This window comes from Rhodoblastus sp. (assembly GCF_019449565.1).
In the GTDB taxonomy this organism is placed as follows: Bacteria; Pseudomonadota; Alphaproteobacteria; order Rhizobiales; family Beijerinckiaceae; genus Rhodoblastus.
The window spans coordinates 50164-75944 of record NZ_JAGRPM010000084.1 but is presented as its reverse complement, the minus strand read 5'-3'; the positions used below and the strand labels follow the sequence as shown (position 1 = coordinate 75944).

General features: G+C 62.9%; 21 protein-coding genes and 1 tRNA gene. 9 read left to right on the top strand and 13 right to left on the bottom strand.

Features of this window, described 5'->3' with window-relative positions:
- The first annotated feature begins 88 nt into the window (after positions 1-88).
- Positions 89-2296, top strand: coding sequence for an RNA degradosome polyphosphate kinase (locus QZ409_RS19360; protein WP_296714825.1), 2208 nt, complete (start codon positions 89-91; stop codon positions 2294-2296).
- An 81-nt stretch (positions 2297-2377) separates the two neighbouring features.
- On the top strand, positions 2378-3544 hold the full coding sequence (locus QZ409_RS19355; RefSeq protein WP_296714604.1) for a PQQ-dependent sugar dehydrogenase: 1167 nt from the start codon (positions 2378-2380) through the stop codon (positions 3542-3544).
- A 2-nt stretch (positions 3545-3546) separates the two neighbouring features.
- On the opposite strand, the gene QZ409_RS19350 is transcribed toward QZ409_RS19355, so the two are convergent.
- Positions 3547-4761 carry an MFS transporter gene (locus QZ409_RS19350; protein ID WP_296714602.1) on the bottom strand — a complete coding sequence of 405 codons (1215 nt, stop codon included), beginning with the start codon at positions 4759-4761 and terminating at the stop codon, positions 3547-3549.
- Between the two features lie 146 nt (positions 4762-4907).
- Here QZ409_RS19350 and QZ409_RS19345 point away from each other — a divergent pair, with 146 nt between their 5' ends.
- The 3 genes from QZ409_RS19345 (at position 4908) to QZ409_RS19335 (ending at position 7211) form a co-directional block, all read left to right on the top strand.
- Complete coding sequence (locus QZ409_RS19345) at positions 4908-5846, top strand: ABC transporter ATP-binding protein (RefSeq protein ID WP_296714599.1); 939 nt, start codon at positions 4908-4910, stop codon at positions 5844-5846.
- Entirely contained in the window at positions 5843-6604 is a 762-nt protein-coding gene (locus QZ409_RS19340) for an ABC transporter permease (RefSeq protein WP_296714598.1), read from the top strand. The genes QZ409_RS19345 and QZ409_RS19340 overlap by 4 nt, the downstream gene beginning before the upstream one ends.
- A gap of 106 nt (positions 6605-6710) precedes the next feature.
- Positions 6711-7211 (top strand): J domain-containing protein, encoded by a 501-nt coding sequence (locus QZ409_RS19335; RefSeq protein ID WP_296714594.1) that lies wholly within the window; start codon positions 6711-6713, stop codon positions 7209-7211.
- Positions 7212-7218: 7 nt separating this feature from the next.
- On the opposite strand, the gene QZ409_RS19330 is transcribed toward QZ409_RS19335, so the two are convergent.
- The 3 genes from QZ409_RS19330 to QZ409_RS19320 form a co-directional block, all read right to left on the bottom strand.
- On the bottom strand, positions 7219-7467 hold the full coding sequence (locus QZ409_RS19330) for a hypothetical protein (protein WP_296714591.1): 249 nt from the start codon (positions 7465-7467) through the stop codon (positions 7219-7221).
- 63 nt (positions 7468-7530) lie between these two features.
- Positions 7531-8703 (bottom strand): radical SAM family heme chaperone HemW, encoded by a 1173-nt coding sequence (gene hemW, locus QZ409_RS19325; RefSeq protein ID WP_296714589.1) that lies wholly within the window; start codon positions 8701-8703, stop codon positions 7531-7533.
- A 147-nt stretch (positions 8704-8850) separates the two neighbouring features.
- Complete coding sequence (locus tag QZ409_RS19320) at positions 8851-9570, bottom strand: response regulator transcription factor (protein WP_296714586.1); 720 nt, start codon at positions 9568-9570, stop codon at positions 8851-8853.
- 785 nt (positions 9571-10355) lie between these two features.
- On the opposite strand from QZ409_RS19320, the gene QZ409_RS19315 reads away from it, so the two are divergent.
- Positions 10356-11546: a YbjN domain-containing protein gene (locus QZ409_RS19315; protein WP_296714583.1), complete on the top strand. Its 1191-nt coding sequence runs from the start codon at positions 10356-10358 to the stop codon at positions 11544-11546.
- Between the two features lie 33 nt (positions 11547-11579).
- Here the strand turns inward: QZ409_RS19315 and QZ409_RS19310 are convergent, their stop codons facing one another.
- The 8 genes from QZ409_RS19310 to QZ409_RS19275 form a co-directional block, all read right to left on the bottom strand.
- Positions 11580-11792 carry a hypothetical protein gene (locus tag QZ409_RS19310; RefSeq protein WP_296714581.1) on the bottom strand — a complete coding sequence of 71 codons (213 nt, stop codon included), beginning with the start codon at positions 11790-11792 and terminating at the stop codon, positions 11580-11582.
- Between the two features lie 118 nt (positions 11793-11910).
- A complete protein-coding gene (gene rdgB / locus QZ409_RS19305) occupies positions 11911-12540 on the bottom strand; it encodes an RdgB/HAM1 family non-canonical purine NTP pyrophosphatase (RefSeq protein ID WP_296714579.1) in 630 nt (209 codons plus the stop codon).
- Positions 12537-13247 (bottom strand): ribonuclease PH, encoded by a 711-nt coding sequence (gene rph, locus QZ409_RS19300; protein ID WP_296714576.1) that lies wholly within the window; start codon positions 13245-13247, stop codon positions 12537-12539. The genes rdgB and rph overlap by 4 nt, the downstream gene beginning before the upstream one ends.
- A gap of 103 nt (positions 13248-13350) precedes the next feature.
- Positions 13351-14418, bottom strand: coding sequence for a glycosyltransferase domain-containing protein (locus tag QZ409_RS19295; RefSeq protein ID WP_296714574.1), 1068 nt, complete (start codon positions 14416-14418; stop codon positions 13351-13353).
- A gap of 126 nt (positions 14419-14544) precedes the next feature.
- Positions 14545-15990, bottom strand: coding sequence for a hypothetical protein (locus QZ409_RS19290; protein ID WP_296714570.1), 1446 nt, complete (start codon positions 15988-15990; stop codon positions 14545-14547).
- Between the two features lie 57 nt (positions 15991-16047).
- Entirely contained in the window at positions 16048-16929 is an 882-nt protein-coding gene (locus QZ409_RS19285; RefSeq protein ID WP_296714568.1) for a hypothetical protein, read from the bottom strand.
- Positions 16926-17597, bottom strand: coding sequence for an iron-containing redox enzyme family protein (locus QZ409_RS19280; protein ID WP_296714567.1), 672 nt, complete (start codon positions 17595-17597; stop codon positions 16926-16928). The genes QZ409_RS19285 and QZ409_RS19280 overlap by 4 nt, the downstream gene beginning before the upstream one ends.
- Positions 17597-18721 (bottom strand): 3-oxoacyl-[acyl-carrier-protein] synthase III C-terminal domain-containing protein, encoded by a 1125-nt coding sequence (locus tag QZ409_RS19275; protein ID WP_296714564.1) that lies wholly within the window; start codon positions 18719-18721, stop codon positions 17597-17599. The genes QZ409_RS19280 and QZ409_RS19275 overlap by 1 nt, the downstream gene beginning before the upstream one ends.
- A 252-nt stretch (positions 18722-18973) precedes the next feature.
- Between QZ409_RS19275 and lepA the strand changes: the two genes are divergently transcribed.
- Entirely contained in the window at positions 18974-20779 is a 1806-nt protein-coding gene (lepA, locus tag QZ409_RS19270) for a translation elongation factor 4 (RefSeq protein WP_296714561.1), read from the top strand.
- A gap of 131 nt (positions 20780-20910) precedes the next feature.
- On the opposite strand, the gene QZ409_RS19265 is transcribed toward lepA, so the two are convergent.
- Positions 20911-20987, bottom strand: a tRNA-Pro gene (locus QZ409_RS19265).
- Between the two features lie 226 nt (positions 20988-21213).
- Between QZ409_RS19265 and QZ409_RS19260 the strand changes: the two genes are divergently transcribed.
- Both QZ409_RS19260 and QZ409_RS19255 read left to right on the top strand, forming a co-directional pair.
- Positions 21214-22026 carry a DUF3108 domain-containing protein gene (locus tag QZ409_RS19260; RefSeq protein WP_296714558.1) on the top strand — a complete coding sequence of 271 codons (813 nt, stop codon included), beginning with the start codon at positions 21214-21216 and terminating at the stop codon, positions 22024-22026.
- 338 nt (positions 22027-22364) lie between these two features.
- A complete protein-coding gene (locus QZ409_RS19255; protein ID WP_296714555.1) occupies positions 22365-25727 on the top strand; it encodes a helicase-related protein in 3363 nt (1120 codons plus the stop codon).
- Positions 25728-25781: the final 54 nt, after the last annotated feature.

Below are 25781 nucleotides of genomic sequence, written 5' to 3'. Positions count from 1 at the left end.
AGGAAATGATGGAGTGGCGCGCCGCCAGGTCCGGCGCCCGTCCACGGCGCTGGCCTTTGGCCGCGGCGTCAGGACCGGCGAGGACTTCATGGACGAATTGGCGCGCATTCCCCAGCAGGCTCACGATGCGGCGACGCACGGCGACGCGCAGGGGCTGGATCTGCGGGAGTCGCCCGCCCGTTTCGTCAATCGCGAATTGTCCTGGCTGGCCTTCAACCGCCGAGTGGTCGAAGAAAGCATGAACGAGCGCCACCCGCTGCTCGAACGCCTGCGCTTCCTGTCGATCTCGGCCAATAATCTCGACGAATTCTTCATGGTGCGCGTCTCGGGCGTCATCGAGCAGATCGAGGCGGGGGTCGCCGCGACGACCCTCGACGGACTGACGCCGCACCATTTGCTGGCCGAGATCCGCCGCCAGGTGGGGAACATGACCGCCGATCAGGCGGCGATCTGGCGCGAACTGCGCCTTCTTCTGGCGGACGAGGGCGTCGCGGTCGTCCCGCGCGACGATTGGAGCGAGGCCGATCGCGCCGCGCTCGAAAGTCATTTCGTCAATCACGTCTTCCTGGCCGTCACGCCGATCGCCATCGACCCGACCCATCCTTTCCCCTTCATTCCGAATCTGGAAATGTCGGTGGTGCTCGACATCCGCCGCCACGACCACGACCGCGCCTTTCGCGGCCTGATCCGCCTGCCGGGCAAGCTCCAGCGATTCATCCCGCTCGCGCCTGCAAAGGGCGTCGCGACCCGCTTCGCCACGCTAGAGGATGTGGTCGCAGCCTTCGCCGACAAACTATTCCCGGAATGCGATTTCGCCTCGACCGGCCTGTTCCGCGTCGTGCGCGATCTCGATATCGAATTCGACGATGACGCCGAAAACGCCGACGATCTGGTCCAGACTTTCGAGGCGGCGCTCCGCGAGCGCAGGCGCGGCAACGCCATCCGGGTCGAATTCAGCCCGGAAACGCCGCCGGACATGCGTGAATTTATCGCCGCCCAGTTGAAACTGTCCTCGCTCGGCGATCTCGTGTGCGAAGACCAGCTGGCGCTCGCCACGCTGTCGCAAGTCGTCGGCGCCGAGCGCCCCGAACTCAAATTCGCGCCCTTTTCGGCGCGCTATCCCGAACGCGTGCGCGAATTCGAGGGCGATTGCTTCGCCGCGATCCGCAGAAAGGATTTCATCGTCCACCACCCTTACGAGACCTTCGATGTCGTGCTGCAAATGCTGCAGCAGGCGGCGCGCGACCCGCATGTCGTGTCGATCAAGCAGACGCTCTACCGCACCTCCTCGAACAGCCCGATCGTCGCCGCGCTGATCGAGGCGGCGGGCGCTGGCAAGGCCGTCACCGCCTTGGTCGAGTTGAAGGCGCGCTTTGACGAAGAGGCCAATATCCGCTGGGCGCGGTCGCTGGAACGCGCGGGCGTCCAGGTCGTCTATGGCTTTTCCGAGCTGAAGACCCACGCCAAGCTGTCGATGGTCGCGCGCGAGGAAGCAGGCGAAATCGTCACCTTCTGCCATATCGGCACCGGAAATTATCACCCGATCACGGCGCGCATCTATACCGACCTTTCGGCCTTCACCGACGATCCCGCGATTGGCCGCGACGTCGCCAAAATCTTCAATTTCATCACCGGCAATGGCGCGCTCGCCCCGCTGGAGCGCATGGCGATCTCGCCGGGCGGGATCAAGCGCCGCCTGCTCGACCATCTCGAACAGGAAATCGCCCATGCCGCGCGCGGCGAGCCCGCGGCCTTCTGGGGCAAGTGCAATTCGCTGGCGGACCCCGAAATCATCGACGCGCTTTACGCCGCCAGCCAGGCGGGCGTGCAGATCGAACTGGTCGTGCGCGGTATCTGCTGCCTGCGCCCCGGCGTTCCCGGCCTGTCCGAAAACATCAGGGTGAAGTCGATCATCGGGCGCTACCTCGAACATTCGCGCATTTACGCTTTCGGACGCGGCCGCCAGTTGCCCCATGCTGACGCGGCGCTCTACATCTCCTCGGCGGACCTGATGCCGCGCAATCTCGACCGCCGCGTGGAAACACTTTTCCCCATCGAAAACCCGACCATGCATGAGCAGGTGCTGAACCAGGTCATGCTCGCCAATCTGCTCGACAACGAGCAGAGCTGGGACATTCTCGACGACGGAACCAGCCGCCGCGTGACGCTGGAGCCGAAGGAAGAGCCGTTCAACGCGCAGAATTACTTCATGACCAATCCGAGTCTTTCGGGTCGCGGCGACGCTTTGGCGGAGTCTGCGCCGCGCGATCTTGCCCGGTACGGCGATTCGGTCTGAGGCTTGCTTCGAAAGACATCGACAAATGGGGCGCCGCTCCCCAGTTTAACGTGGGCGGCGTTTTCCAGCGAGGTCGGGGCGATGCGGCGCTTGGTTCGGCTTGCTTTGGTTCTGGTCGCGACACTCGTTTCGCTGACGGCGCCGGCGCGCGCCGACCACGCCGACGAATTGCGCGCGGTTCTCGCCAGGATCCAGCTTCCGCCGGGCTTCCACATCGCGCTTTACGCCCTGGCGCCCAACGCCCGCAGCCTGGCCCTCTCGCCGGATGGCGCGACGCTGATCGTCGGCAGTTCCGGAACCACGGTCTATAAGGTCGCGCTGGGGCCAAACAAGGCGGAAAAGGTCGCGGCCTTCGCGCCCGGACAAAGCTTCATCCTGCCCAACGGCCCTTGTTTCGCACCCGACGGAACCCTGTTCCTCACGACCTTCGATCGCATTCTACGATTTGCGCCGCGCGCGGGCGGCGGCTGGGACGAAGACCATCCGCAACAAATCGTCGCGCCGGGCGCCTTGATCCCCGTTGCGGAAAAGAAACAGGCTCACGGCATGCGGGTTTGCCGCGTCGGCCCGGACGGCAAGCTTTATGTCGCGGTTGGCCAGCCGGATAATGTGCCGCCCAAGGACCGGCAGCCGCTCTATGCGCAATGGGGCATGGGCGGCATCCTGCGGATGGACCGCGACGGCGCGAACAAGGAGATTTTCGCCAGCGGAATCCGCAACAGCGTCGGCATGGATTTCGAGCCGGGGACCGGCGTGCTGTGGTTCACCGACAATCAGGTCGACGGCATGGGCGATGACATCCCGCCCGAGGAATTGAACAAGGCGCCTCGCGCGGGACTGAATTTTGGCTTTCCGTGGTTCGGCGGCGGCCATGTCCGCACAAAGCTTTACGCCAACGAGACGCCTCCCGACGGAATCGTCTTTCCCGAGCTTGAACTCAACGCCCACGCCGCCGATCTCGGCATGATTTTTTCGCGCGGCGCCGGTTTTCCCGAGCAATGGCGGGGAATTTTCATCGCCCAGCATGGATCGTGGAACCGGAGCGTCCCCATCGGCGCGCGGGTGATGTTCGTCGCCTTCCGCGACGGCAAGCCGGGCGCGGCGATCCCCTTCGCAGAAGGCTGGAACCGGGGCGACGGCGGCTATTCCGGCCGCCCGGTCGCACTCGCCGAATTGCCGGACGGCTCGCTGATCGTCTCCGACGATCAGGAAGGGGCGCTCTATCGGATTTTCTACGACGGAAAGTAGCTCTATCTTTTTCCGCCCGCCATGGCCTCGGCCTCCGGCCGCGCCCGCAAGGTCAGCATGGCCCAGACGCCCAGAAAGGGCCCAATCGCCAATATCGCGAAGGCGTAGCGCCAGCCGAGCCAATCTACCGCATAAGGCATCAAATGAATGCTGACTAAGGTCAGCAGGAAGCCGATGCAGGTCTGCGCCGTCAGCATTGCGCCGCGCAAGCTTGGCTCGCATAATTCCACGGTCGAGGCCGAGAACTGAGCCGAATCCGCGATCACGCTGACGCCCCAGACAATGCCGATCGCCAGCACCGCCGTCGCGGAGCCGCCGAATGCGAAACCAATCAGGATCGAGCAAAGTCCTGACACCGCCATGGCGACGCTCGTGACCAAAGTGCGGCCAAGACGGTCCGCGAAAAAGCCGCCGAGCAGCGCGCCGAGCGCGCCGGAGGCGACGATGAAAAAGGTCGCGAGGGCGGGATGCAGCGGCGGCGCGTCGCCATAGCGGGCGCGGAAGCTCGCCGCGACAAAGGCGCCGATCCAGGCCCACATCGCATAAAGCTCCCATTGATGGCCGAAATAGCCGAAATTGGAGAGGCGCAGGGGAACCGAACGCCAACCCAGCAGCACGTTCGACCAATGGAATTCCGGCGCGCGCGCCACATTGGGGCCGAGGCCGATGAAGCCCGCGAGCGAGGCGGCAAGCAGCGCGCCCGCACTGGCGAACAGGATCGGCGCCCGCCAGTCCAGCCCGCCCAAGGCGGCGGCGAGATGCGGCGAAGCCGAGCCCAAAGTCAACGCGCCAACGAGCAGGCCGATCAGCAGGCCGAGATCGCCTCGCGCCCAGGTCGCGGCCATGGCCATGCCGACCGGATAGACCCCGGCGAGGCTCACGCCGGTGACGAAGCGCAAGACCGGCGCAACTGGCGAGACCGGCGGCAGCAAGGCGGCGGCGCCGGTGCAGATCGCGGCTACGAGGGCGGAAAGGCGAAACAACAGCCTCTTGTCGAGCCGGTCGGGCAGAGCCAGCAGCGCCGAGACAAAGGCGCCGGCGACGAAACCGGCCTGCACGCTGGAGGTCAGCAGCGCGGCGAAAAAGGGGCTCAGCGGCTGCTGCGCCTTGATCGCCGCGATCGAGGCGTTGGAGGCGAACCAGCACGCCATGGCGAGGACCTGGCACAGCAGAAGAATCGCGAGCGAACTGGCGCGGCCCGGTTTCTCCTCGGTCATGTCCCCTCCCCCGCGCGGCCTTGCCGCCATCTTGCTTGCAGGCGCGGCCTCCGCGCAAGCGGAACAAGCAGTCCTTTGCGCGCAGGCAATTGGCGCATCGCCGCTTTCGTGCCAAAACAGCGCGCCCGTCGAGAGGATGTTTGCGCTTGGACAATGTGCTGTCGGTCGAAAAACTGACCAAGACTTACGCCACCGGCTTCGCCGCGCTCAAAGGCGTCGATCTTTCGATCCGCCGCGGCGAAATCTTCGCGCTGCTCGGGCCAAACGGCGCCGGCAAGACCACGCTGATCGGGATCGTCTGCGGGCTGGTGCGCGCGAGCGGCGGCAAGGTGACGGTCGACGGCTTCGACATTGCGCAGGATTATCGCTCGGCGCGCAAGAAGATCGGCCTCGTGCCGCAGGAACTGGCGACCAATATGTTCGAGACGGTCTGGAACACGACCGTGTTTTCGCGCGGCCTGTTCGGCAAGAAGGCCAATCCGGCCTATGTCGAAAAGGTGCTGCGCGACCTCTCGCTATGGGACAAGAAGGACGACAATATCCGCGCCTTGTCCGGAGGCATGAAAAGGCGCGTGCTGATCGCCAAGGCTCTGGCGCATGAGCCGGAAATCCTGTTCCTCGACGAGCCGACCGCCGGCGTGGACGTCGAATTGCGCCGCGACATGTGGGAAATGGTCCGCAAGCTGCGCGAAAGCGGCGTCACCATCATCCTCACCACACATTATATCGAAGAAGCCGAGGACATGGCCGACCGGATCGGCGTGATCGACAAGGGCGAAATCATCCTGGTCGAGGAGAAGCACGCCTTGATGCGCCGTCTCGGCCAGACGCGCGTCTGCGTGAGCCTGACCCGAAAACTCGACGCCATTCCGGACGGATTGTTCGACCTGCCGCTGACCCTGTCGCCCGACGGCAAGTCGCTGTCCTTCACTCAGGCCGGTGAGGAAGCGGAACGTGGCAAGGACGCCGGACTCGCGCGGCTGCTGAAAAATCTCCTCGCGCGGGGCGTTGATTTCGCCTCGGTCCAGTCCAGCCAATCCTCGCTGGAAGATATTTTCATCGATCTCGTGGGCAAAAGCCGATGAACTACTCCGCCGTCCGCGCCATCTATCTATTCGAACTCGCGCGCACCTGGCGCACGCTGTTCCAGAGCATCGCCTCGCCTGTGCTTTCGACGGCGCTTTATTTCATCGTGTTCGGCGGGGCCATCGGCCCGCGCATGCAGCCCATCGACGGCGTGCCCTTTGCCGCCTTCATCGTGCCCGGCCTGATCCTTCTCGCGGTGCTGACAGAGAGCGTATCCAACGCCTCCTTCGGCATTTATTTGCCGCGTTTCACCGGCACGATCTATGAGATATTGTCCGCGCCGGTCTCGGCCTTCGAGGTTTTGCTCGGCTTCGTCGGCGCGGCCGCGACCAAATCTGTCTTGCTCGGATTGATCATATTCGCCACCGCGCGGCTTTTCGTCTCCTTCGAGCTGGTTCACCCATTCTGGTCGTTCGGCTTTCTGGTGCTGATTTCGGTCACTTTTGCCCTGTTCGGCTTCATACTGGGCCTGTGGGCGGATGGATTCGAGAAATTGCAGATCATTCCGCTGATGGTCATTTCGCCGCTGACCTTCCTGGGCGGCACCTTCTATTCGATCGACATGCTGCCGCCGCTCTGGCGCAATGTCGCTTTGTTCAACCCCATCGTCTATCTGGTGGACAGCTTCCGCTGGGCCTTTTACGGCATCGCCGCCGTGGGGCCCGCCATCAGCCTCGCCCTGACCTTGACCATGCTCGTCACCTGCATCGTTGTTGTCGTCGTGATCTTCAAGACCGGCTACCGCCTGCGGACCTAGCCATAACTGTGGCTTCGTTCCTGCATGCCGGGCCGCAAAAGCGGGATCGCATCTGGATGCTTGAAGCAAATGCGACGCGCCGCGCCGGCAACGGGAAGCGTTTCGCATGAACGACAATACGGAATGGGTGGTCTGGAACGGTTCGCTGGGCGTGCTCGACATGGTGGCGATGGGCCGTATCGAACAGGATTCGTCGGGCCGAAACGCCTGGCTCGCGGAGCCCTATGACATTGTCGGCCCGTTCAATCTCGACGAACTCGAAACCCTTGGCCGCATCGCCTTCGGCGCCTGCCTCGTCATGTCGCGGCGGAAATGGCAGGAGGATCAGACCGAGCTGCGCTTGCAGGCGCGCGAACAACGCCGCGCCTATGCCGAACAATTCAACCGGGAATTCGCCAAACGCTTCGCCGAGCCGGATGACGACAGCGAATATCGCGCATTGCTGGAGCTTCCGTCCGAGGGCGCACTCACGACGGCCGAAATCAATTCGGCCTTTCGCCGCCTCGCCAAGACCACCCATCCCGACGTCGGCGGCGACCATGACGCTTACTGCCGCCTGACCGAAGCCCGCGACGCCTTGATGGAGCGGGCGTCATCGGTCAATTAGCGCGGGATCAATACCGCCGGGCCTGTTGGCGGCGATAATGGCGGTGGCGGCCGCAGCCGCCGCGAAGGCCGCAATTGATGTGCGGGCCGGCCGAATAGCCGATGACGCCGCCTGCGACGAGCCCGACCGGGCCGAACACCAGCGCGCCGGCGCCCGCCCCCAGCAGGCCGTCCAGGCCGCGTTCATCTGCCAAAGCCTCGGCGCTGGCCAGCGACAATCCCAGCGCGAGCGCGGCGACGAAGAATTTCCTGATCATGAATCGGCCCCTTGTTTTGGGCCGAGTCACCCTATGGAATTGTTCAAAATAAGGCGCGGGCGTTCAGGCCGCGAGATCGGCCACCACGGCGTCGAGCACGGGAAAGCCTTCCGAGGTCACGCGGATGCGGCCCTGGCGGGTATATTCCACCATGCCATTGGCGATGAGATCGGCGACGCGCGAGGCCTCGAATCTCTTGCCGGTCAGGGCCTGGAAGCGCGCGGGGTCGATGCCTTCCGTCAGCCGCAGTCCCATCAGCAGGAATTCGTCGCCCTGCGCCTCCATCGACAGCGCCTCGTCCTCGACGAGGCCGGTGCCTTCGCTCTCCACCACAGTGAGCCACATTTCCGGATGCGGTTCGGTGGCGTGGGCGCGGCGCCCGCCCTTGGCGGCGACGATGCGGCCATGCGCGCCGGGGCCGACGCCGACATATTCGCCATAGCGCCAATAGATCAGATTGTGCCGGCTCTCGCTGCCGGGCCGGGCATGGTTGGAAATCTCATAGGCCGGCATGCCGGCCTTTTCGGTCAGCTCCTGCGTCACGTCCCACAGGTCGCGCGCCACATCCGCCTTGGGAATCTTCAGCTTGCCCGCGCGATAGAGCTGCTCGAACATCGTGTCCGGCTCGATGGTGAGCTGGTAGAGCGAAAGATGTTCCGGCGCGCGGGCCAGCGCCTCGGTCAATTCGCGCGCCCAGACCTGCGGCGACTGGCCGGGGCGGGCGTAGATCAGGTCGAAGGACATGCGATCGAAGGTCGCCGCCGCAATGTCCAGCGCGCGCATCGCCTCCTCGGCGCTATGCATGCGGCCCAGCATTTTCAGATCGGCGTCATTGAAGGCCTGCACGCCGAGCGAGACGCGATTGACGCCCGCCTGGCGATAGCCCCTGAAGCGCCCCGCCTCGACGCTGGTCGGATTGGCCTCCAGCGTGATTTCCGCCTTGGGGTCGAGCTTCCACAGCTTGCCAATGGTCTCGATGATCGCGGCCACCGTCTCCGGCGCCATCAGCGAGGGCGTGCCGCCGCCGAAAAAGATCGAACGCACCTGCCGCCCTTGCGTCAGTGCGGCGCGATGCTGCAACTCGGCCTGAATGGCGGCGAGAAAGCGCGGTTCGTCGACCCCGCCCCGCCGGACATGGCTGTTGAAGTCGCAATAAGGACATTTCGACAAACAGAACGGCCAATGGACGTAAACGCCAAAGCCGGGGTCGGGAATCATGGGGGCGATGCTGGCCATGCGTCCTTATGCCATTTCTGGAATTTTCCGTCACGCGGCGCTTAACGAAATCTTCAGCTTGATTGCGACGGGGTTAATGGGAGCGAGCGGCGCGTCCGGCGCGACGTTTTGGGGCGGAATCGGCCCCGCCCCCTCAACCGTTTCAGCTCATTCCCTGCTGGCGCTCGTCCGGAAGGCCGCGCCATCCAGCACTCGAGACCGCCCGCCAATTTCGTCGCGGGGGGCCGGCAGGGACAGATCGCCGGCCTTCATGGCGACTTCGGTGCGGTTCCTCGCATTCAGCTTTTTCATGATGTTGCGCACGTGAACCTTGACCGTGCTCTCGCACATGTTCAGTTCATAGGCGATCACCTTGTTGGGCTTGCCCTGGCGAATCCCCTGGATCACTTTCAGTTCGCGGCCGGTGACGCCATTCTCGGCGACCTGTTCGGTGGCGGCCGCTGTCGCCTGTCGGGCCGACAGGAGACATTGCGGCGGGACATAGGTTCCGCCTGCGCCGACAAATCTTATGGCCTGGGCAAAAACTTCGAATCCCGCGCTCATCGAGATATATCCATTGGCGCCGGCGTCAATTACGGCCAGCGCCTCATCCAGATTGTCGGTCTTCGCCAGCACCATGCAGCGAACAGGCGGATCGAAAGCCACCAGTTGGGCAAGTTCGGATTCCGCTTCTTCGTCGGATAGCGAATAGGTCGACAAAACCACCAGAGCCGAGGGGCTGAGAGCGCGCGACTGCGCCAGGTCAGACAGGCTCGCGAAAGCGGCGGCCTCGCCCGGCCAGTAACTGTCGACGCTGCGCTGCAAACAATCCCGAAGGAAGGCGTTGTGCTCCACGATCACAATGCGTCCCGATACGTCGGATCTCACGGCCCGGGATTCCTTTTCTCCAGCCGCTCTATTGGGGGCCATGGTAAAAATGGATGACTTCACTCCGAACTCTCCGAATATAGACCGATCAGAATTCAACATTGTTCATCCCCCCAACTCAGACACGGAAATACCGAAGCGCGTCATGGCGCTTTATGGCGACGCTTTCGCTCTTTTAGATATTTCATCTATCGTACTATCAATTGTATATTATGATTAATATATTATAAAATTTCAGATTTAACGATTATGATACTTAAGCAAGCTGCTACGCTGCCTGAATTAACAAGACCAAACGCCACAAACAGCGGCGCAGGAGTAAGACCAGATCCACGCAAGCCGTGGCGGCGAAGCCGCTGGATGGCAAAAGTGGTAGTTTGGCTCGCCTTTTGATGCGTTTCGATGCTGGCGAAATGGCAGCCTTTGTTACGCCTGACAATCCGACTGTCAGAAAAGTGTCATATTTGTATAAAATTGTAAAATTGATTCGAACTACTTAGTAAATGCGCGACTTTTTCCATTTTGACTCAATGAGATGCACGGTTAAGTTCTTCGCGTTAACTCGAATTAGTTAACTTGAGCCTTTGAAGCTCAAAACAATTGCAACACATCGCCTGAAATGGCCACGGCGCAAGCCTTTCTGCCCGCGCCATGGGCGGCTGACTTGGATAATCTAGAAATTTTGCGGGCAGACAGGAGCAGGCAACATGGCTACGCTGTAGCAATTCAATCCTCCGCTGTCTTTTCCTGCCAGAGGCTCAGCCAAAATGTCCCCAAAATCGCTCATGAGAGCCTCAATCTGCCTGTTTGCGCTCACGGGGTCGCAGGCCCGGGCGGAGAGCGGCAGCGAACTCGCCTCAGGCGCGATCAGCGGCTATGTCACCATCAAGGCCTTCGCCAGCGTCTGCAAATTCGAGATCGAGAAGCCGATCGCCGGCGCGCTGGATTCCAACATCGCGGCGCTGGCGAGCAAGTTCAGCATTCCCGCCGCCGCTATCGACGTGATGATGAAGGACAGCGTCAAGCAGCTCAGCGGCCATGACGCCGAGACCTGCGTCTGGGGACCGGACAAATTCAACGCCATGATTTCCGAAATGGCCAAGGAGCCTCTCGCCGCCGCAGCCAGGACCGGAGTCGCCCAGGCGCAAATCCCGGCGTCGAAGGTCCCGCTGGCCTCCTTCCCCGCCGATCCGCCCGCCGACGCCGTAAAACAGAAAGCGCAAAACGGCATTGGCGGCTATATGGCGATCGTGGCGATCTCGAAACTATGCGACTTCGCCCTCGATCCCGCCGCCGTGAATACGATCCTCGGCAACATCAATGTGCTGAAGCCGGAATCGCAGCTGACCGACAAGGAGCTGGACGATGTGCTCGACCGAACCGTCGCGACCTTCGGCAACAACAAGCAGAAATATTGCGGCCCCGGACAGGCGGCGTTCGCTGCTGGCGTTGCGGAAATGGCGAAGCTTGCCGCGGCGGAAGTCGAAGGCAGCGGCATCAGGCTGAAGCCCCTCGACCCGCCCCAACCCTCAGCCGCCGCGACGCCGGCGGTCGCGGCCGGCCCGGCGTCCGGGATGATCACCGGCTCGGACGTCGACGCGATCGTGGCGATGGCCGCCCGTTACGGCGACGCCGCGCTGACCAAGGACAAGAATGGCAATCCCTATATCAAGAATCGCTCCAATGGCGCGGGCTGGACGATCTCGTTCTACGGTTGCGACAAGGGCGCCGATTGCAAGTCAATCGAGTTTTATCACGGCTTCGAAACCGACAACAAACCGACCAGCGCCCGGATCAACGAGTGGAACCAGAAGAAGCGCTGGAGCAAGGCCTATCTCGACAAGGACGGCGACCCGAACATTTCCTTCGACATCAACCTGCGCTATGGCGTCGCGCGCGGCAATCTGGAAGCGGACATCGGCCGCTGGGTCGAAACAATCGGGGACTTCAAGACTTTTGTCGGCGCCAAGAACTAGTCAAGCCGCAAGTCCGCGCCCCGGTCGCCAGCTTCAATAATCGCCGCTGCCGACCAAAGGATGGATGCCGCCGAGGCTGCGGCTGCGCCCTCGGCGAGAAACGCGTGCATGGCCGCGCTTCGTCGCCGTCTGCGCAATCGGGTCGGTTTTCGACAGCGAAACTGCGTTGGGGCTGAAAGTGGGGAAGGCATGGGCCGCCGGCACGCCGACGGCGCAGGCCAGTATCACGGCAAGAACGTAGCGCATGGGCGTCGCTCCCTTCCAAGGACGGCGATCAAGCCCGCCCTTGACGAGAGCGACACTAGCACGGATCGACGGCGCGCGGGAGGACGAAGGCGGGCGCCATCGCCCGGCGGCGGAGGCTTTAGTCCCGCGCCAGCAAGGCCGCCGCGAGCATCTGGAAGGCCCTAGCGCGATGTGACAGGGCTTCCGAGCCATCGGCGGGAATGCCGTGCTTTTCCTCAGCGCTCATCTCGCCGAAAGTGCGTTCGTAGCCATCCGGCGTGAAGCAGGGATCATAGCCGAAACCCGCCGTTCCGCGCGGCGGGAAGGCGAGGTCGCCGAACACCTTGCCCTCGAAAGTCGCGGTTTCGCCATCCGGCCAGGCCAGAGCCAGAGCCGAGACGAAATGGGCGCGTCGCGAAGGCGAGCCAGATTTGCGCAGCTCTTCCTCGATCCGCGCCATGGCGGCGGAAAAGTCCTTGGCGTCGCCCGCCCAGCGCGCGGAATAAATTCCCGGCGCTCCGCCCAGAGCCTCAACGCAGAGGCCGGAATCGTCGGCCAGAGCCGGCAGGCCCGCGCCTTGCGCCGCAGCCCGCGCCTTGATCAGAGCGTTGGCGATGAAATCATCGCCGGTCTCCTCCGGCTCGGCCAGACCGAGTTCGCCCGCCGAAACCGCCTCGATCCCATAAGGCGCGAGCAATTCGCGCATTTCGCGCAATTTGCCCGCATTATGGGTAGCTATGACGATCTTGCCTGCGAGCCTCCTGCTCACGACTCAATCGCCTGCTTCTGCAATTCCACCAGCAGGTTCACGCCGCCGCGCGCGAGGCCCAGCAAGGTGGTCAGTTCGGCTTCCGAGAAAACCGCGCCTTCCGCCGTCGCCTGAACCTCGACCAGCCCGCCTGAGCCGGTGATGACGAAATTGCCATCGGTATGGGCGGAGGAATCCTCGGCGTAATCGAGGTCGAGCACCGGCACGCCCCGATAGATGCCGCAGGAGACCGCCGCGACATGCTCCTTGATCGGCATGTCCTTGATCATGGAGCGGCCGCGCATCCATTTCAGGCAATCGTGCAGCGCCACCCAGGCGCCGGTGATCGCCGCCGTACGGGTGCCGCCATCGGCCTGCAACACGTCGCAGTCCAGCGTGATCTGGCGCTCGCCCATGGCCTGGAGGTTGGTGACCGCACGCAGGGAGCGGCCGATCAGCCGCTGGATTTCCTGTGTGCGTCCGGAGGGCTTGCTCGTTTCGCGCCGGGTGCGGGTATGGGTGGCGCGCGGCAGCATGGAATATTCCGCAGTGATCCAGCCCTTGCCCTGTCCGCGCAGCCACATCGGCGGCTTGTCCTCCAGTGAGGCGGTGCAGAGCACGTGGGTTTCGCCGAATTTCACCAAGCAAGAGCCTTCGGCGTAACGCGCGACATTGCGCTGCATTGAGACGGGACGCATGACGTCCGGCGCGCGATGGGATGGGCGCATGTTTTCTCCTTTGAGTGTTGCCGCGCGTTGTAAAGGCTTGGCGCGGCGGCGCAAGGGGAGATCTCCTCCGCCCGCTTGACGCCGAGACCGGCTCTCGCCCGGATCAGCCCTGGCGGACCAGCCAGCGCGGCAAACGCAACACAGTTCTCTTGCGCAAGGCGACATAGCGCGCCCAAAGCTGCGCCTCGCGCAGGGCGGATTCGGCCAGCTCGCGCCGCGCCGAATCCAGCGCGCCGCGCGATTGTTCCAATGCGCTGCGCCCGGTTTCCAGTTCACTGCGCATCTGCTCCCGTTCACTGCGCACGTGCTCCAGTTCCCGCTGGCTTGCAGCGAGCGTATCCGAGTCCTCCGAACGCCGTATTTGCTCCTCTGCAAGACGCTCTTCGAGTTCCCTGGCAAGGTCTTCGCGCGCACGCGCATTTTCGGCAAGCTCAAGTTCGGCTTTCCTGAGGCGGAAGACCATGGGGCTAAGAGCGGTGAGCGTGTCGCGCATGCCCTTCGAACGATCGCGACCGATCGTGACCGGCCAGCTGTGGAACCATGACTCATGATTCTCGACGTCGATCGCTTTCGGCGTCAATCCAGCGTTCCGAAAAGCCAGATTGATCGACAATTGATCCCGTCGCGAATAGCGAAAAACATGCGCGGCCCAGATTTCCGCCCATTTCCTCACACCGGAATCATGATGATCTCGCAGCAAAATCGCCGACCAATAAGGCTTTTCACTCAGCACCGCCGGGTCCGAGAGCGAATAATGGTTGATTTGCTCGAAAACACGACTTGAATCGTCAAGGCCAAGCTGAACGATGGCCAGAAACTCGTCCAGGAGCGTTTCACGGAAACTATGGGTCGGAATCGCCACGGGCGAATCCGCAAGAAATGTTTCGAAAAGCCTTTCGGGCCGAACCTTCAGGATGACCGAATTGTCGATATAGAGGGACTGGTCGAACTCCGGCAGATGCATATTCGGCCGGATTTTCAGGTCTCGCTGGCTCCGGATCGGATCCGTCGCGAAGGTCGGCGCGATCTGCCGGATCTTCCACGAGTCGCTGGTCAGGTCCGGGTCGTCGGTCAGGCAGATGAATGGAAGGGAAGACTCCCTGGCGATCGCCTGCTCGTTCAAACATTCGTAGCCACCCGTCAAAACCGTATAGACGCAGCGTGAAGGCATGTTTTCATCCAATCGGTCAGACCGAGCCAGCGCCCGCCCCTACAAGCGCATGGCTGCGCATCGCAATATAATGCTGATTGATCGCCGCGACGACGCGGGCGAGTTGAGGCGAGAAAAACGAACCCGCTAAGTCGCGCCTTGCGGGGCGGCCGAGACAGCGGCCGACAGCGACGACAACGCGGGGCGCCATGCCTCGCGCATCGTTATGACAGCCCACCAGATCAGGATCGCATTGCGGAGGAAAACCAAAAGCCCAAAGCTCGGTTCGAGGCCTTGCACAAGGAATGGATAGGCAAAGGGATATTCGATCTGGCCCAGCGCGCAGGCCGAGATCAGCAGCATGCGGTTGAGGCGCGAGCCCGAGGCTGCGGAGATCGCCCCCGTCGGCAGCAGCCAAACCAGATATTGAGGGCTGCAAATCTTGCCCAGCGTGATGAAGGCCACGAAGGCGGCGCTCGCGGCGGCCAAAACAATGCGCAGCCGGTCGGGGGCGGCCTCGGCGCGGCGCATGGCGGCAAAGCACCAGACATAGACGCCCAGCAACGCGAGGACGGGAAGCAAGCTCGCCGCGCGCCGCAGCGCCGGCTCCCACACGGAAACGATATTTTCGGACCCGAAACTATAGACGCTGGCCACGATATCGGGGTCGAACGCCCGCGCCGCGACCAGAAGCGCGCCGTAGGAGCTTTCGATCTGCAGTGGCCGCTCGCTGTGATAGACAATCGCGTCCAGCGCATTGGCGCCGGCGAGAAAGAGATAAAAAGCCATCGCCGCAAGCAGCAGCGCCGCCGTCCCCGCCAAGCTTCGCGCCAGGGGCCCCCAGGCGCGCTGCGCGGCGAACCAGGCGAAGCCGATCGGCGCCAGCAGAATCGGAACGCCCTTGACGATGACGCCCGCCGCGAGAGCGAGGCCGGACGCGAAGGGTTTTCGCGACGCGAGCGCCGCAATGACGGCGGCGACAGCCAGCGCAACGGCGGCGTCATAGCGGCGCAGGCTGATGATCCCCAAGCCGCCGACGAATAGGATGCTCATCAACAAGGTCTCGCGGCCAAGACCAGGCGCGACGCGCTCCGCCGTCGACATGCTCAGCCAGACGGCGAGGGTCAGCATCAGCCCCATCTCGACGCTGAACAGGAGATGATAGAGATCCTTGTCGGCGGTGAACAATGCCGGAGCCAGCGCGCTGATCAGCATGCCCGGCGGATATTCAACCGAGAAATCCCGCCAGGGCAGCAGAGGATGGTCCGGCGCGACCATCGCGGAGGGGTTGCTGCCGGAGTCGTTTTGCTCGGCCGTCGTCCATTGCCGCATGGACCGCACGTAATAGGCGCCATAAGGGCGCCCCAAAATGGCGTTGGCGTAGGAGAGATAACGGCCGGTGTCGGTGTCGTTGCGAAGGATGACGCCCAGCGTTTGCAATGGCGTCATCGCCTCGGCGATCTCCCGCTCGGTCATCGTCCCCTGCCGCCCCTCCGGCCGGTAGCTCCATAGCGAGGGGCCGTAAATATTCAGGACGCCGAAAACCAGAACGAGCCAGATCGCCCAGAGCGCAGCGCGGGACTGAGGCTTCAAGGAAAATCTCCAGGAAAATGCGTTGCCGCAGCGTGGCCCGCGCCGGTTAAACTTGCGTCAACGCGCACCTCCGGACGCCCGCTCCGCCGCTTGCCGTTTCTGCATTTCCTTGATGAATCCATACAGGTTTTCCGCGTCCAGCCCATGCAGCATCAAGCGGAACCCCGCCTCCAGCGTGGAAATGGGCACGCAGGGATGCTTGTTGTTGACCAGAGCGACAATGCTTTCGCGATCGAACAGGCGGGCGACGTAAATGGCGATAGTTTCGTCCAGTTGCAGCGAATTGCTGGCGCGCCAGAAATCCTTGTCGGCGAGGAAAAGCCCGAACAGGGGCGTGTAAAGCTCGATCGCCGTCTGCAGGTCGAGAAAATTATGCCAGCGGTCTGGCAGGACGGGCAGAAGCGGATCGACGTCCTCAAGCGCGGAGAAATTGATCCGCTCCAGCGGCGCTGGCTTAAACCGGCCGCCCTGCGCGTTGATCTGAATGATGAAATTGAAAAGGTTCAAATCATGCTGGACATAGGTGTTGTCCAGGAAATCTTCCAGGGCGCGCGGCTTCAGCGGATGCGCCTTGACATCGACATTTTCAACATTGTCGGCAAGGAATTTCAGGATCTGGCTGCCGATATGGAAATGGCGGAAAATTAGATAATTGGCGTCGCGACTAAGGAAATTGCGCATGCCCCACACGATTAGCGTGTGAAGATGCCGCGATGATGTGAAGCTGTTCGGAAGGACTATGCGCAGGAGTTGCGTTAGGACAATGCTCAGACGCGCCAGCGGACGGACGACAGGCAGCAGGAACTGTCGCGACTTCGAGGCGTTGCCGCGCAGCAGCGCCGCCTTGGCGGCTGGATCGAAAAAGGTGCTCTGGTCGAGATCGAGCGCGACCCAGGGATCGGGATCGTTGAAATCATGTTTGCTCAGGTCGTAGCTCATCCGTAGCTTTCCAACTCTTCGAGTTGCAGACGATAGAGGCGGGCCACGATCCGGGCCGTCTTGACGATCGCCCGCTCCATGCCGGGAATGTTCAGGACGCTGGAGCCGAGAATCGTCTCGAATTCGCGCATGTGATGTTCGTCATTGGCGCTGTGATAAAGCAAAAAACTTACCTGCTCGTCGCGCAGCGACAGTTGTTCCTTGATCATCACGCCCCATTCGCCGGCTTTTTTCTGGCCAAGCCCCTCGATGATGAACATGGCGCCGAGAAGGTCGAAAGGATTCGGCTCGCTGGCGCGCTGATACATGAAAGCGTGCAGCGCTTCCGTGCCGATATTCTTCTCGGCCTTGGCGATCGCGTCCAGTTCGCCGCCGACCGAGACGAAATTGGCTTCAAGCATGCGATAGTCGCGATGTTCGGCGACGGCGTGCTGCAGGAACAGCGAGCGCTGCTCGGCATAATCGCCGCAGATGCTCGATCCCGCCCGGGCGATCCAGCGCGAGCCCTCGATGACCTGCTGGCGGTGATTGACCAGCAAGCGACGATAATCGTCGAGGCGGAATTTTCCGCGCAGCAATTTGTCGATCAAAGGCGTCTTGTCGATTTCCGCCGAGAAATCGCTCCAGACCTGGATCAGGCCGCGCATCACCGATTGGACCCGCGACATCACACGACCTCCAGCAACATGAAGCCGTTCATGCAGCGTCCGCTTTCCGGCACATGGCAAAGAATGGTTTCTCCGGGCTTGAGGCCGCCCGCGCGGTAAAGCTCTTCAAGCATGATGAAAATAGAAGCCGCGCCCGTATTGCCCTTGGTATAGAGATTGCTGAACCATTTGCTTTCGTCGATCATCGCTCCCGCCCGTTTCAACAGCACGATGATTTCCTCGCGCAAGCCATGCGACGAATAATGACTGCACACGTGATCGATCCGGGCGATAACGATACGTTCCTTGTCGATCAGGTCGAGATAATGCGACACCCAGATCGGCAGCATCCGTTTCATCAAATCGAAATCCTGGAACAAATGCAGCGCCCCGGCCTGGGCTGCCGCGACCGGATCGCCGAAACTGCTCCAGAAGCGCCAGCCTTCGTCCTCCTTTGTCGCGCCGCCGACCATGCAAAGATCGAACAGATGGGCGAAGGAGCGGATATCGATCCATTTGATCTTCAGCGACAACTGTCGGCTGTTGGGGCGGGTTTCCAGAAGTGCGGCCCCGGCCCCGTCGGACAGAGTGAAACGCAGGAAATCGGCCTGGAAGGGAATAGCTTGCTCGATGCGATAGGCTTCGACGCATTCGTAATTTCCGGGCCGGAAATAACGGCTGGAAAATTCGCTGCCGCTGACGGCGGCGCATTGGTGCTCGCCAGCCTTCAATTGGAGAAAAGCCGATTTGAACGCCATCAGGGCGCTGGCGCAGACGCTCTGGAAATTGGCGATCTCAATCTCTTTGAGACCTAATCCGGCATGAACGCTGGAGGCGAGGCCGGGAACGAGCCCGTCGCCCAGCGTCGCCGAAGCCGCGAGAAAAGTGATGCTTTCGAGGCTGGTTTCCGACTGGTCCGCCGCCATCTTGATCGCCGCCGCCGCCATTTCGGCGCCTGTAAAAAGGGCGCGACCATCCGGGTCGAGCGCGTAATGCCGAGTCCTAATCTTGTTCTGGCGTAGAGACGCCGCACGATAACGCGAGGTTTTGCCGAAGACCCGGCCGATATAGTCTTCCATTTCGGCATTGGAGACGGGAGGGCCCGGCAGGAACGCCCCGAGACCATTCAGGTAAACGTCCGTCATGAAAAGAGCCTTCGTTGAAACGAAAAAAGTGCCGGCGCGGACGCCAAGGCGGAAAATGAATCGCCGTGCTCCTTTTCTATAGATGATTCGGACTCTCGGGGCACTGACCATTGGCCTTCGCCACGGCCGGAACGGCGCTTCGCATATAGGTTGGCGGAGGCGCATTCCTTTTGGATGAAAGGAGATTCTCGGATTGGGCAATTTTAACCAACCGCCCTTCCTTTCGCCCGCAACGCCTGCTATTTGCGGCGCATGAGCGCGCACAAGATCGACAATATCCGCAATTTCTCCATCGTCGCCCATATCGACCATGGCAAGTCCACCCTCGCCGACCGGCTGATCCAGCAAACCGGGACCGTGGCCGCGCGCGACATGAGCGAGCAAATGCTCGATTCGATGGATATCGAGCGCGAGCGCGGCATCACGATCAAGGCCCAGACCGTCCGCCTCGAATACAAGGCCGAGGACGGCCAGACCTATATTCTCAACCTGATGGACACGCCCGGGCACGTCGATTTCGCCTATGAGGTGTCGCGCTCGCTCGCCGCCTGCGAAGGCTCGCTGCTGGTGGTGGACGCATCGCAGGGCGTCGAGGCGCAGACGCTGGCCAATGTCTATCACGCGCTCGACGCCGGCCACGAGATCGTGCCGGTGCTCAACAAAATCGACCTGCCCGCCGCCGAGCCGGACCGCATCAAGGCCCAGATCGAGGAAGTGATCGGCCTCGACGCCTCCGATGCCGTGCCGATTTCCGCCAAGACGGGCATTGGCATCGATCTCGTGCTCGAAGCCATTGTGAAAAAGCTGCCGCCGCCGCAGGGCGACGAAAAAGCCCCGCTCAAGGCGCTGCTGGTCGACAGCTGGTATGACGCCTATCTCGGCGTCGTGGTGCTGGTGCGCATTTTCGACGGCGAGCTGCGCAAGGGCCAGAAAATCCAGATGATGGCCGCCGACGCCCATTACGAAGTGGACCGCATCGGCGTGTTCCGCCCGAAGATGCAGGACGTCGCCAAGCTCGGCCCCGGCGAGGTCGGCTTCATCACGGCCCAGATCAAGCAGGTGGCTGACACCCGCGTCGGCGACACCATCACCGATGAGAAAAAGCCCTGCGCGGAGGCCTTCGCGGGCTTCAAGCCAGCCCAGCCTGTGGTGTTCTGCGGGTTGTTTCCCGTCGACGCCGCCGATTTCGAAGATTTACGCGCTGCGATGGGGCGTTTGCGCCTCAACGACGCCAGCTTCTCCTTCGAGATGGAATCCTCCGCCGCGCTGGGCTTCGGCTTCCGTTGCGGATTTTTGGGCCTGCTGCATCTCGAAATCATCCAGGAGCGGCTGGAGCGCGAGTTCAATCTCGACCTGATCGCGACGGCGCCATCGGTGATCTACAAGATCATCATGAACAATGGCGAAACCATCGAGCTGCATAATCCCGCCGACATGCCCGATGTGGTCAAGATCTCCGAAATCCAGGAACCCTGGATCAAGGCGACCATTCTGACGCCAGACGAATATCTCGGCTCGGTGCTGAAGCTTTGCCAGGATCGGCGCGGCGTGCAGGTCGATCTCAATTACGTCGGCAAGCGCGCCATGGTGGTCTATGAACTGCCGCTCAATGAAGTGGTGTTCGACTTCTACGACCGGCTCAAGTCGATCTCGAAGGGCTACGCCTCGTTCGATTATCAGATCATCGATTATCGCCCCGGCGATCTCGTGAAGATGTCGCTGCTGGTCAATGCCGAGCCGGTCGACGCGCTCTCCATGCTGGTCCATCGCACCCGCGCCGAAATGCGCGGCCGCGCCATGTGCGAGAAGCTGCGCGAGCTGATTCCGCAGCATATGTTCCAGATTCCGATCCAGGCCGCCATCGGCGCGAAAATCATCGCGCGCGAGACGATCCGGGCGCTGCGCAAGGACGTGACCGCCAAATGCTATGGCGGCGACGTGACCCGCAAAAGAAAACTGCTGGAGAAGCAGAAGGAAGGCAAGAAGCGCATGCGGCAGTTCGGCAAGGTCGAAATCCCGCAGGAAGCATTTATTGCCGCGCTGAAGATGGATAGCTGACGGCTGCGCCTCCGGCGCACTCTGTCGCGTATTCCGAGAAAACGCCCAATCTGTCGCGCACTCCGCGAAAACGCCGACGAGCCGCCCCGGCGTGGCCGGGTGGCCAGAATGCTAAGTATTTGATCTGAAAATGGTCGGAGTGAGAGGATTCGAACCTCCGACCCCCTCGTCCCGAACGAGGTGCGCTACCAGGCTGCGCTACACTCCGACATTTTCGGCGGGTCGCCCCGCCGCATCCAAGAACTTCGCCTTGGAGGCCCGCCTTATAGCGGCGCAGATTGATCGCGGCAAGGGGGGTTAGGCGCCTTTGTACATTTTCATCGACGCCGCCCCCGGCAAAACTTTTACGCGCCGCGCCGACGCCATTATATTCCCTGACAATCGATTCGAATCATGCAGGGCGATCGCGCCCGGATCGCCGAAAGGCCGGCTGAATGAAGCGTATGGCAATTTGTGGGCTCGCTTTGGTCGCCGGGGTGGCGAACGCTGGGGTCCCTTTCCGCGCCGAGGCGCGGGCCGAGACCATGCACGCCAATTACCGCGTCTCGCTGATCGGTCTGCCGATCGGCGTCGCTGTGGCGGATGGCGCGGTGGGCGACAGTCGTTACAAGGTCGATCTCCATGTCCGCCTGACCGGCCTCGCCGCCATGGTGTCGAGCCTGCGCATGGCGCTGGCCTCGTCCGGCGCCTATCAGGGCGGCGCCATTTCGCCGGCGGGCTACGCCACCGTCGCCTCCAATTCCAAGGAGACGCGCACGTTGCGCATGGCGATGAGCGACGGAGCCGTACGGCAGGTCGAGAGTTCCCCGGCCTGGGACGACAGCAAGAATCCGGAACGCGTGCCGATAACGGAAGCGCACAAGCGGGACATCATCGACCCGCTCTCGGCCTTCGTGATGCCGGTGCCGGAGGGCGCGAGCGCCGTCGGACCGAGCGCCTGCAACCGCCGCGTCCCGGTGTTTGACGGCTATACCCGCTTCGACGTCACCCTTACCTATGTCGGCGTCAAAGAGGTCAAGACCAATGGCTATTCCGGCCCGGTGACGATCTGCTCCGCGCGCTATGTGCCCATCGCCGGTCACAAGCCAAGCAACAAGGCGACCCAGTTCATGGCCGAGAACAAGGACATGAACGTCTGGCTCGCGCCTGTACCCAACCTGCATATTGTCGTGCCTTATCGGGTGTCGCTGATGACGATGGCCGGCACGGCGGTGATCGAAGCTTCGGAACTGCGCTTCGCCCCCTGAGTCTTGTTGACAAAACCCGCCTGCGGAGTCCGCCGCTCCGCGCGGCCGGACCGGCGCGATTTGACGCAAGAATCAAACTCTGGGGCGATTCGCGCGTCCGTCCCCATATATGGGGCGAACAAAAACAGACTCCGATGCGGGCGCCGATTCGACCCCGATTCGTTCGCGCAAGGTTCGATTCCTTAATTTGGCCCGCGCGGCGGCGCAAAACCCAAAGCTGGACCAGAGCCGGCGATTTAATTTTCTTTTTTAAAACAATAGGATGAAAAATACAGGTTGCAATTCGGCCGTCCAGAAATGAAACAAGTCCCTAACGACCCGTCAGGAGCCCGGCGGCCATGACGTCGATGAACGAGTTTCTTTTTCCCGCGCGACAGGGCGATTCCGGCCAGGCTTCCGGGAAAGCGGCGGGGCGCGCGGCCGACAATTTGTCGGCGATCCTCGGCCCGACCAATACCGGCAAGACGCATTTCGCCATCGAGCGCATGCTGAGCCATTCGGCGGGAATGATCGGCCTGCCGCTGCGGCTGCTCGCGCGCGAGGTCTATAACCGCGTCGTCGCCAAGGTTGGGACAGAGGCGGTCGCCCTCGTCACGGGCGAGGAAAAGATCAAGCCGAAAAACCCGCGATATTGGGTCTCGACCGTCGAGGCCATGCCGCGCGACCTGGCGCTGCCCTTTGTCGCGATCGACGAGATCCAGCTCGCCGCGAGTTTTGATCGCGGCCATGTTTTTACCGATCGTATCCTCAACAGGCGCGGAACAGAGGAAACCCTGCTCATCGGCGCGGCGACCATGCAGGACGTGCTGGAGCGGCTATTGCCGGGCATTCGCGTCAATTCCCGCCCGCGCCTTTCGCAGCTTACCTTCGCCGGAGAGCGCAAGATCGCGCGGCTGCCCCGACGCAGCGCCATCGTCACCTTCAGCGCCGAGGACGTCTACGCCATCGCCGAATGGATCCGCCGCCAGCGCGGCGGCGCGGCCGTGGTGCTCGGCGCGCTGAGCCCGCGCACCCGCAACGCCCAGATCGACCTCTACCAGAACGGCGACGTCGATTACATCGTCGCCACCGACGCGATCGGCATGGGGCTCAATCTTGACGTCGATCACGTCGCCTTCGCCGCCGACCGCAAATTCGACGGCTATCAGCACCGCCGGCTCAACCCCGCCGAATTCGGCCAGATCGCCGGCCGCGCCGGCCGCCACACCCGCGACGGCTCGTTCGGGACCAGCGGACGTTGCCCGCCCTTTGACGAAGAACTGGCCGCGATGATCGAATCGCACGCCTTCGACCCCGTTCCGCTGTTGCAATGGCGCAACGCCGCGCTGGATTTTTCCAGCATCGAATCTCTGATCGCCTCGCTGGACATGGTCCCCTCCCGGCCCGGCCTCTCCCGCGCGCCGGTCGCGGAAGACCAGGTCGCGCTCGAAGCGGCGGCGCGCGACGAGAGCGTGCACCGCAACGCCAAGACGCGCGCCGACATCGCAAGATTATGGGACGTTTGCCAGATTCCCGACTATCGCAAGACGTCTCCGGCCGCCCACGCCGATCTTGTCATGAATGTTTTTCGCTATATCGTACGGGCCGGACGCATTCCCGACGACTGGTTCGCGCGCCAGATCGCCAGCGTTGACAGGGTCGACGGCGATATTGACGCCCTGTCCGGGCGCATCAATCAGGTCCGAACCTGCACCTTCATCGCCAACCGCAATGACTGGTTGAACGATCCAGAGCATTGGCAGGGCGTCGCGGGTCAGGTAGAGGACAATCTATCCGACGCCTTGCACGCGCGTCTGACCCAAAGATTTGTCGACCGGCGCGCCAGCGTGCTGATGCGCCGCCTGAGAGAGAACACGATGTTGGAAGCCGAAGTCACCGCGACGGGCCAGGTTATGGTCGAGGGTCATCACGTCGGCTCCCTGCAGGGGTTCTGCTTTACGCCCGACCCACAGGCGGCGGGCGAGGAGGCGAAGACCTTGAACGCGGCGGCGCAGAAAGCGCTGGCGACGGAGATCGAGGCGCGGGCGCGCCGCGTGCATGAGGCGGTCGACGAGGCTTTCGTCCTCGCCAATGACGGCATCATCCGCTGGTTGGGCGAGCCGGTCGGACGAATTGCGGCGGGCGACCATATTCTCAAGCCGCGCGTGCGGCTGATCGCCGATGAGCATCTGAGCGGCGCGCAGCTCGAAATGGCGCAGAACCGTCTCGATCTCTGGCTGGCGCAGCATATCAAGAAGACGCTCGGCGCTCTGGAGGAGCTTGAAATCGGCGACGGCCTCGAAGGCGTCGCGCGCGGCCTCGCCTTCCAGATCGGCGAGGCGCTCGGCGTGCTGGAGCGCTCGCGCGTCGCCGACGAGATGAAGACCCTGCCGCAGGAGGCCCGCGCCGCCCTGCGCAAGTTCGGCGTGCGCTTCGGCGCCTATCATCTTTACCTCCCGGCCTTGTTGAAGCCGGCCCCGCGCGCTCTCGCCGCCCAGCTCTGGACGCTGAAACACGGCGGACTCGAAGTCGTGAAGGGCATCGACGAGGTCGCCCATCTCGCTGCCTCCGGCCGCACCTCTTTCCCGGCCGACCAGCAGATCAATCGCGGCCTGTATCGCGCCGCCGGCTTCCGCGTTTGCGGCGACCGAGCTGTGCGCGTCGATATTCTGGAGCGCCTCGCCGACCTGATCCGCCCCGCCATCGCCTATCGCCCCGGCGTCACGCCAGGCGAGCCGCCGGCTGGCGCCGCCGATGGCGAGGGCTTCGTCGTCACGGTCACCATGACCTCGCTCGCCGGCTGTTCGGGCGAAAGCTTCTCCAGCATTCTCAAATCGCTGGGCTATGCGAGCGAATCGCGCCCGGGTCCGGCCATCACCGTGCCGCTGCTCGCCAAGGCGCCGACCGAGCCGGTCAAGCCCGTGACGGCGGAAGCCGCGCCGGAGGCCCCCGAGACGCAAGAAGCCGCTGCAACGGAAGGCGGCGAAGCCGCGCCGGAAACCGCTGAAGCCGCGACCGAAACGACCGAACTCGCAGCGGAAGCCGTCGCGGTCGAGGCCGCCGTCGAAGAGGTTGCAGCCCCTGCGGAAGCCGAAGCTGTGGCGGAGCCGACCCCGGCCGAACAACCGCCGGAGCCCGCCGCCGAACCGGTCGCAGAAGCAGCGCCCGAGGCGGAAGCCGAAACCGTCGCCACTGTCGAGGGCGAGGCCGCTGGCGTTCCGGAGACCGCGGAAGAGGCGACCGGCGAAGAGCAGGCTCCGGCCGAAGACGCCGCTCCCGCGGAACCGGTCCTGATCGAAATCTGGCGCCCGCAGCGTCATCCCCACGGCCGCCGCCGCGAGCATGGGCAGGAACAAAACCGCCGTCACGGCGGCCCGCGCCGCCATCAGGGCGGTTCAGCGAGGCCGTCCGGCGAGACCGCGCCCGTCGAAGGACAAGCCGTTGAAGCTCAGCCGACCGAGGGCGCGCAGGCAAGGCAGGATCGGCCGCGCCGCGACGACCGCAGGCCGGACGGCGGCAAGCCGCGCTTCGAAGGCAAGCGTGAAGGCGGACGCCGGTTCGAAGGCAAGTTCGACGGCAAGCGGCGCGACGACCAGCGCGGCGAACGTCCGCCGCAGCATGAAAAGCGCCCACCGCGCGAAAAGCAGGCCGATCCGGATTCGCCTTTCGCCAAGCTCGCCGCGCTCAAGGCCGAGCTTGAGGCCAAGGGCAAGAAGGGTTGATCGGGCGCGATTTCGTCGCCCTATTTACCAATTGGTAACCCTGTTTGCGTTTTT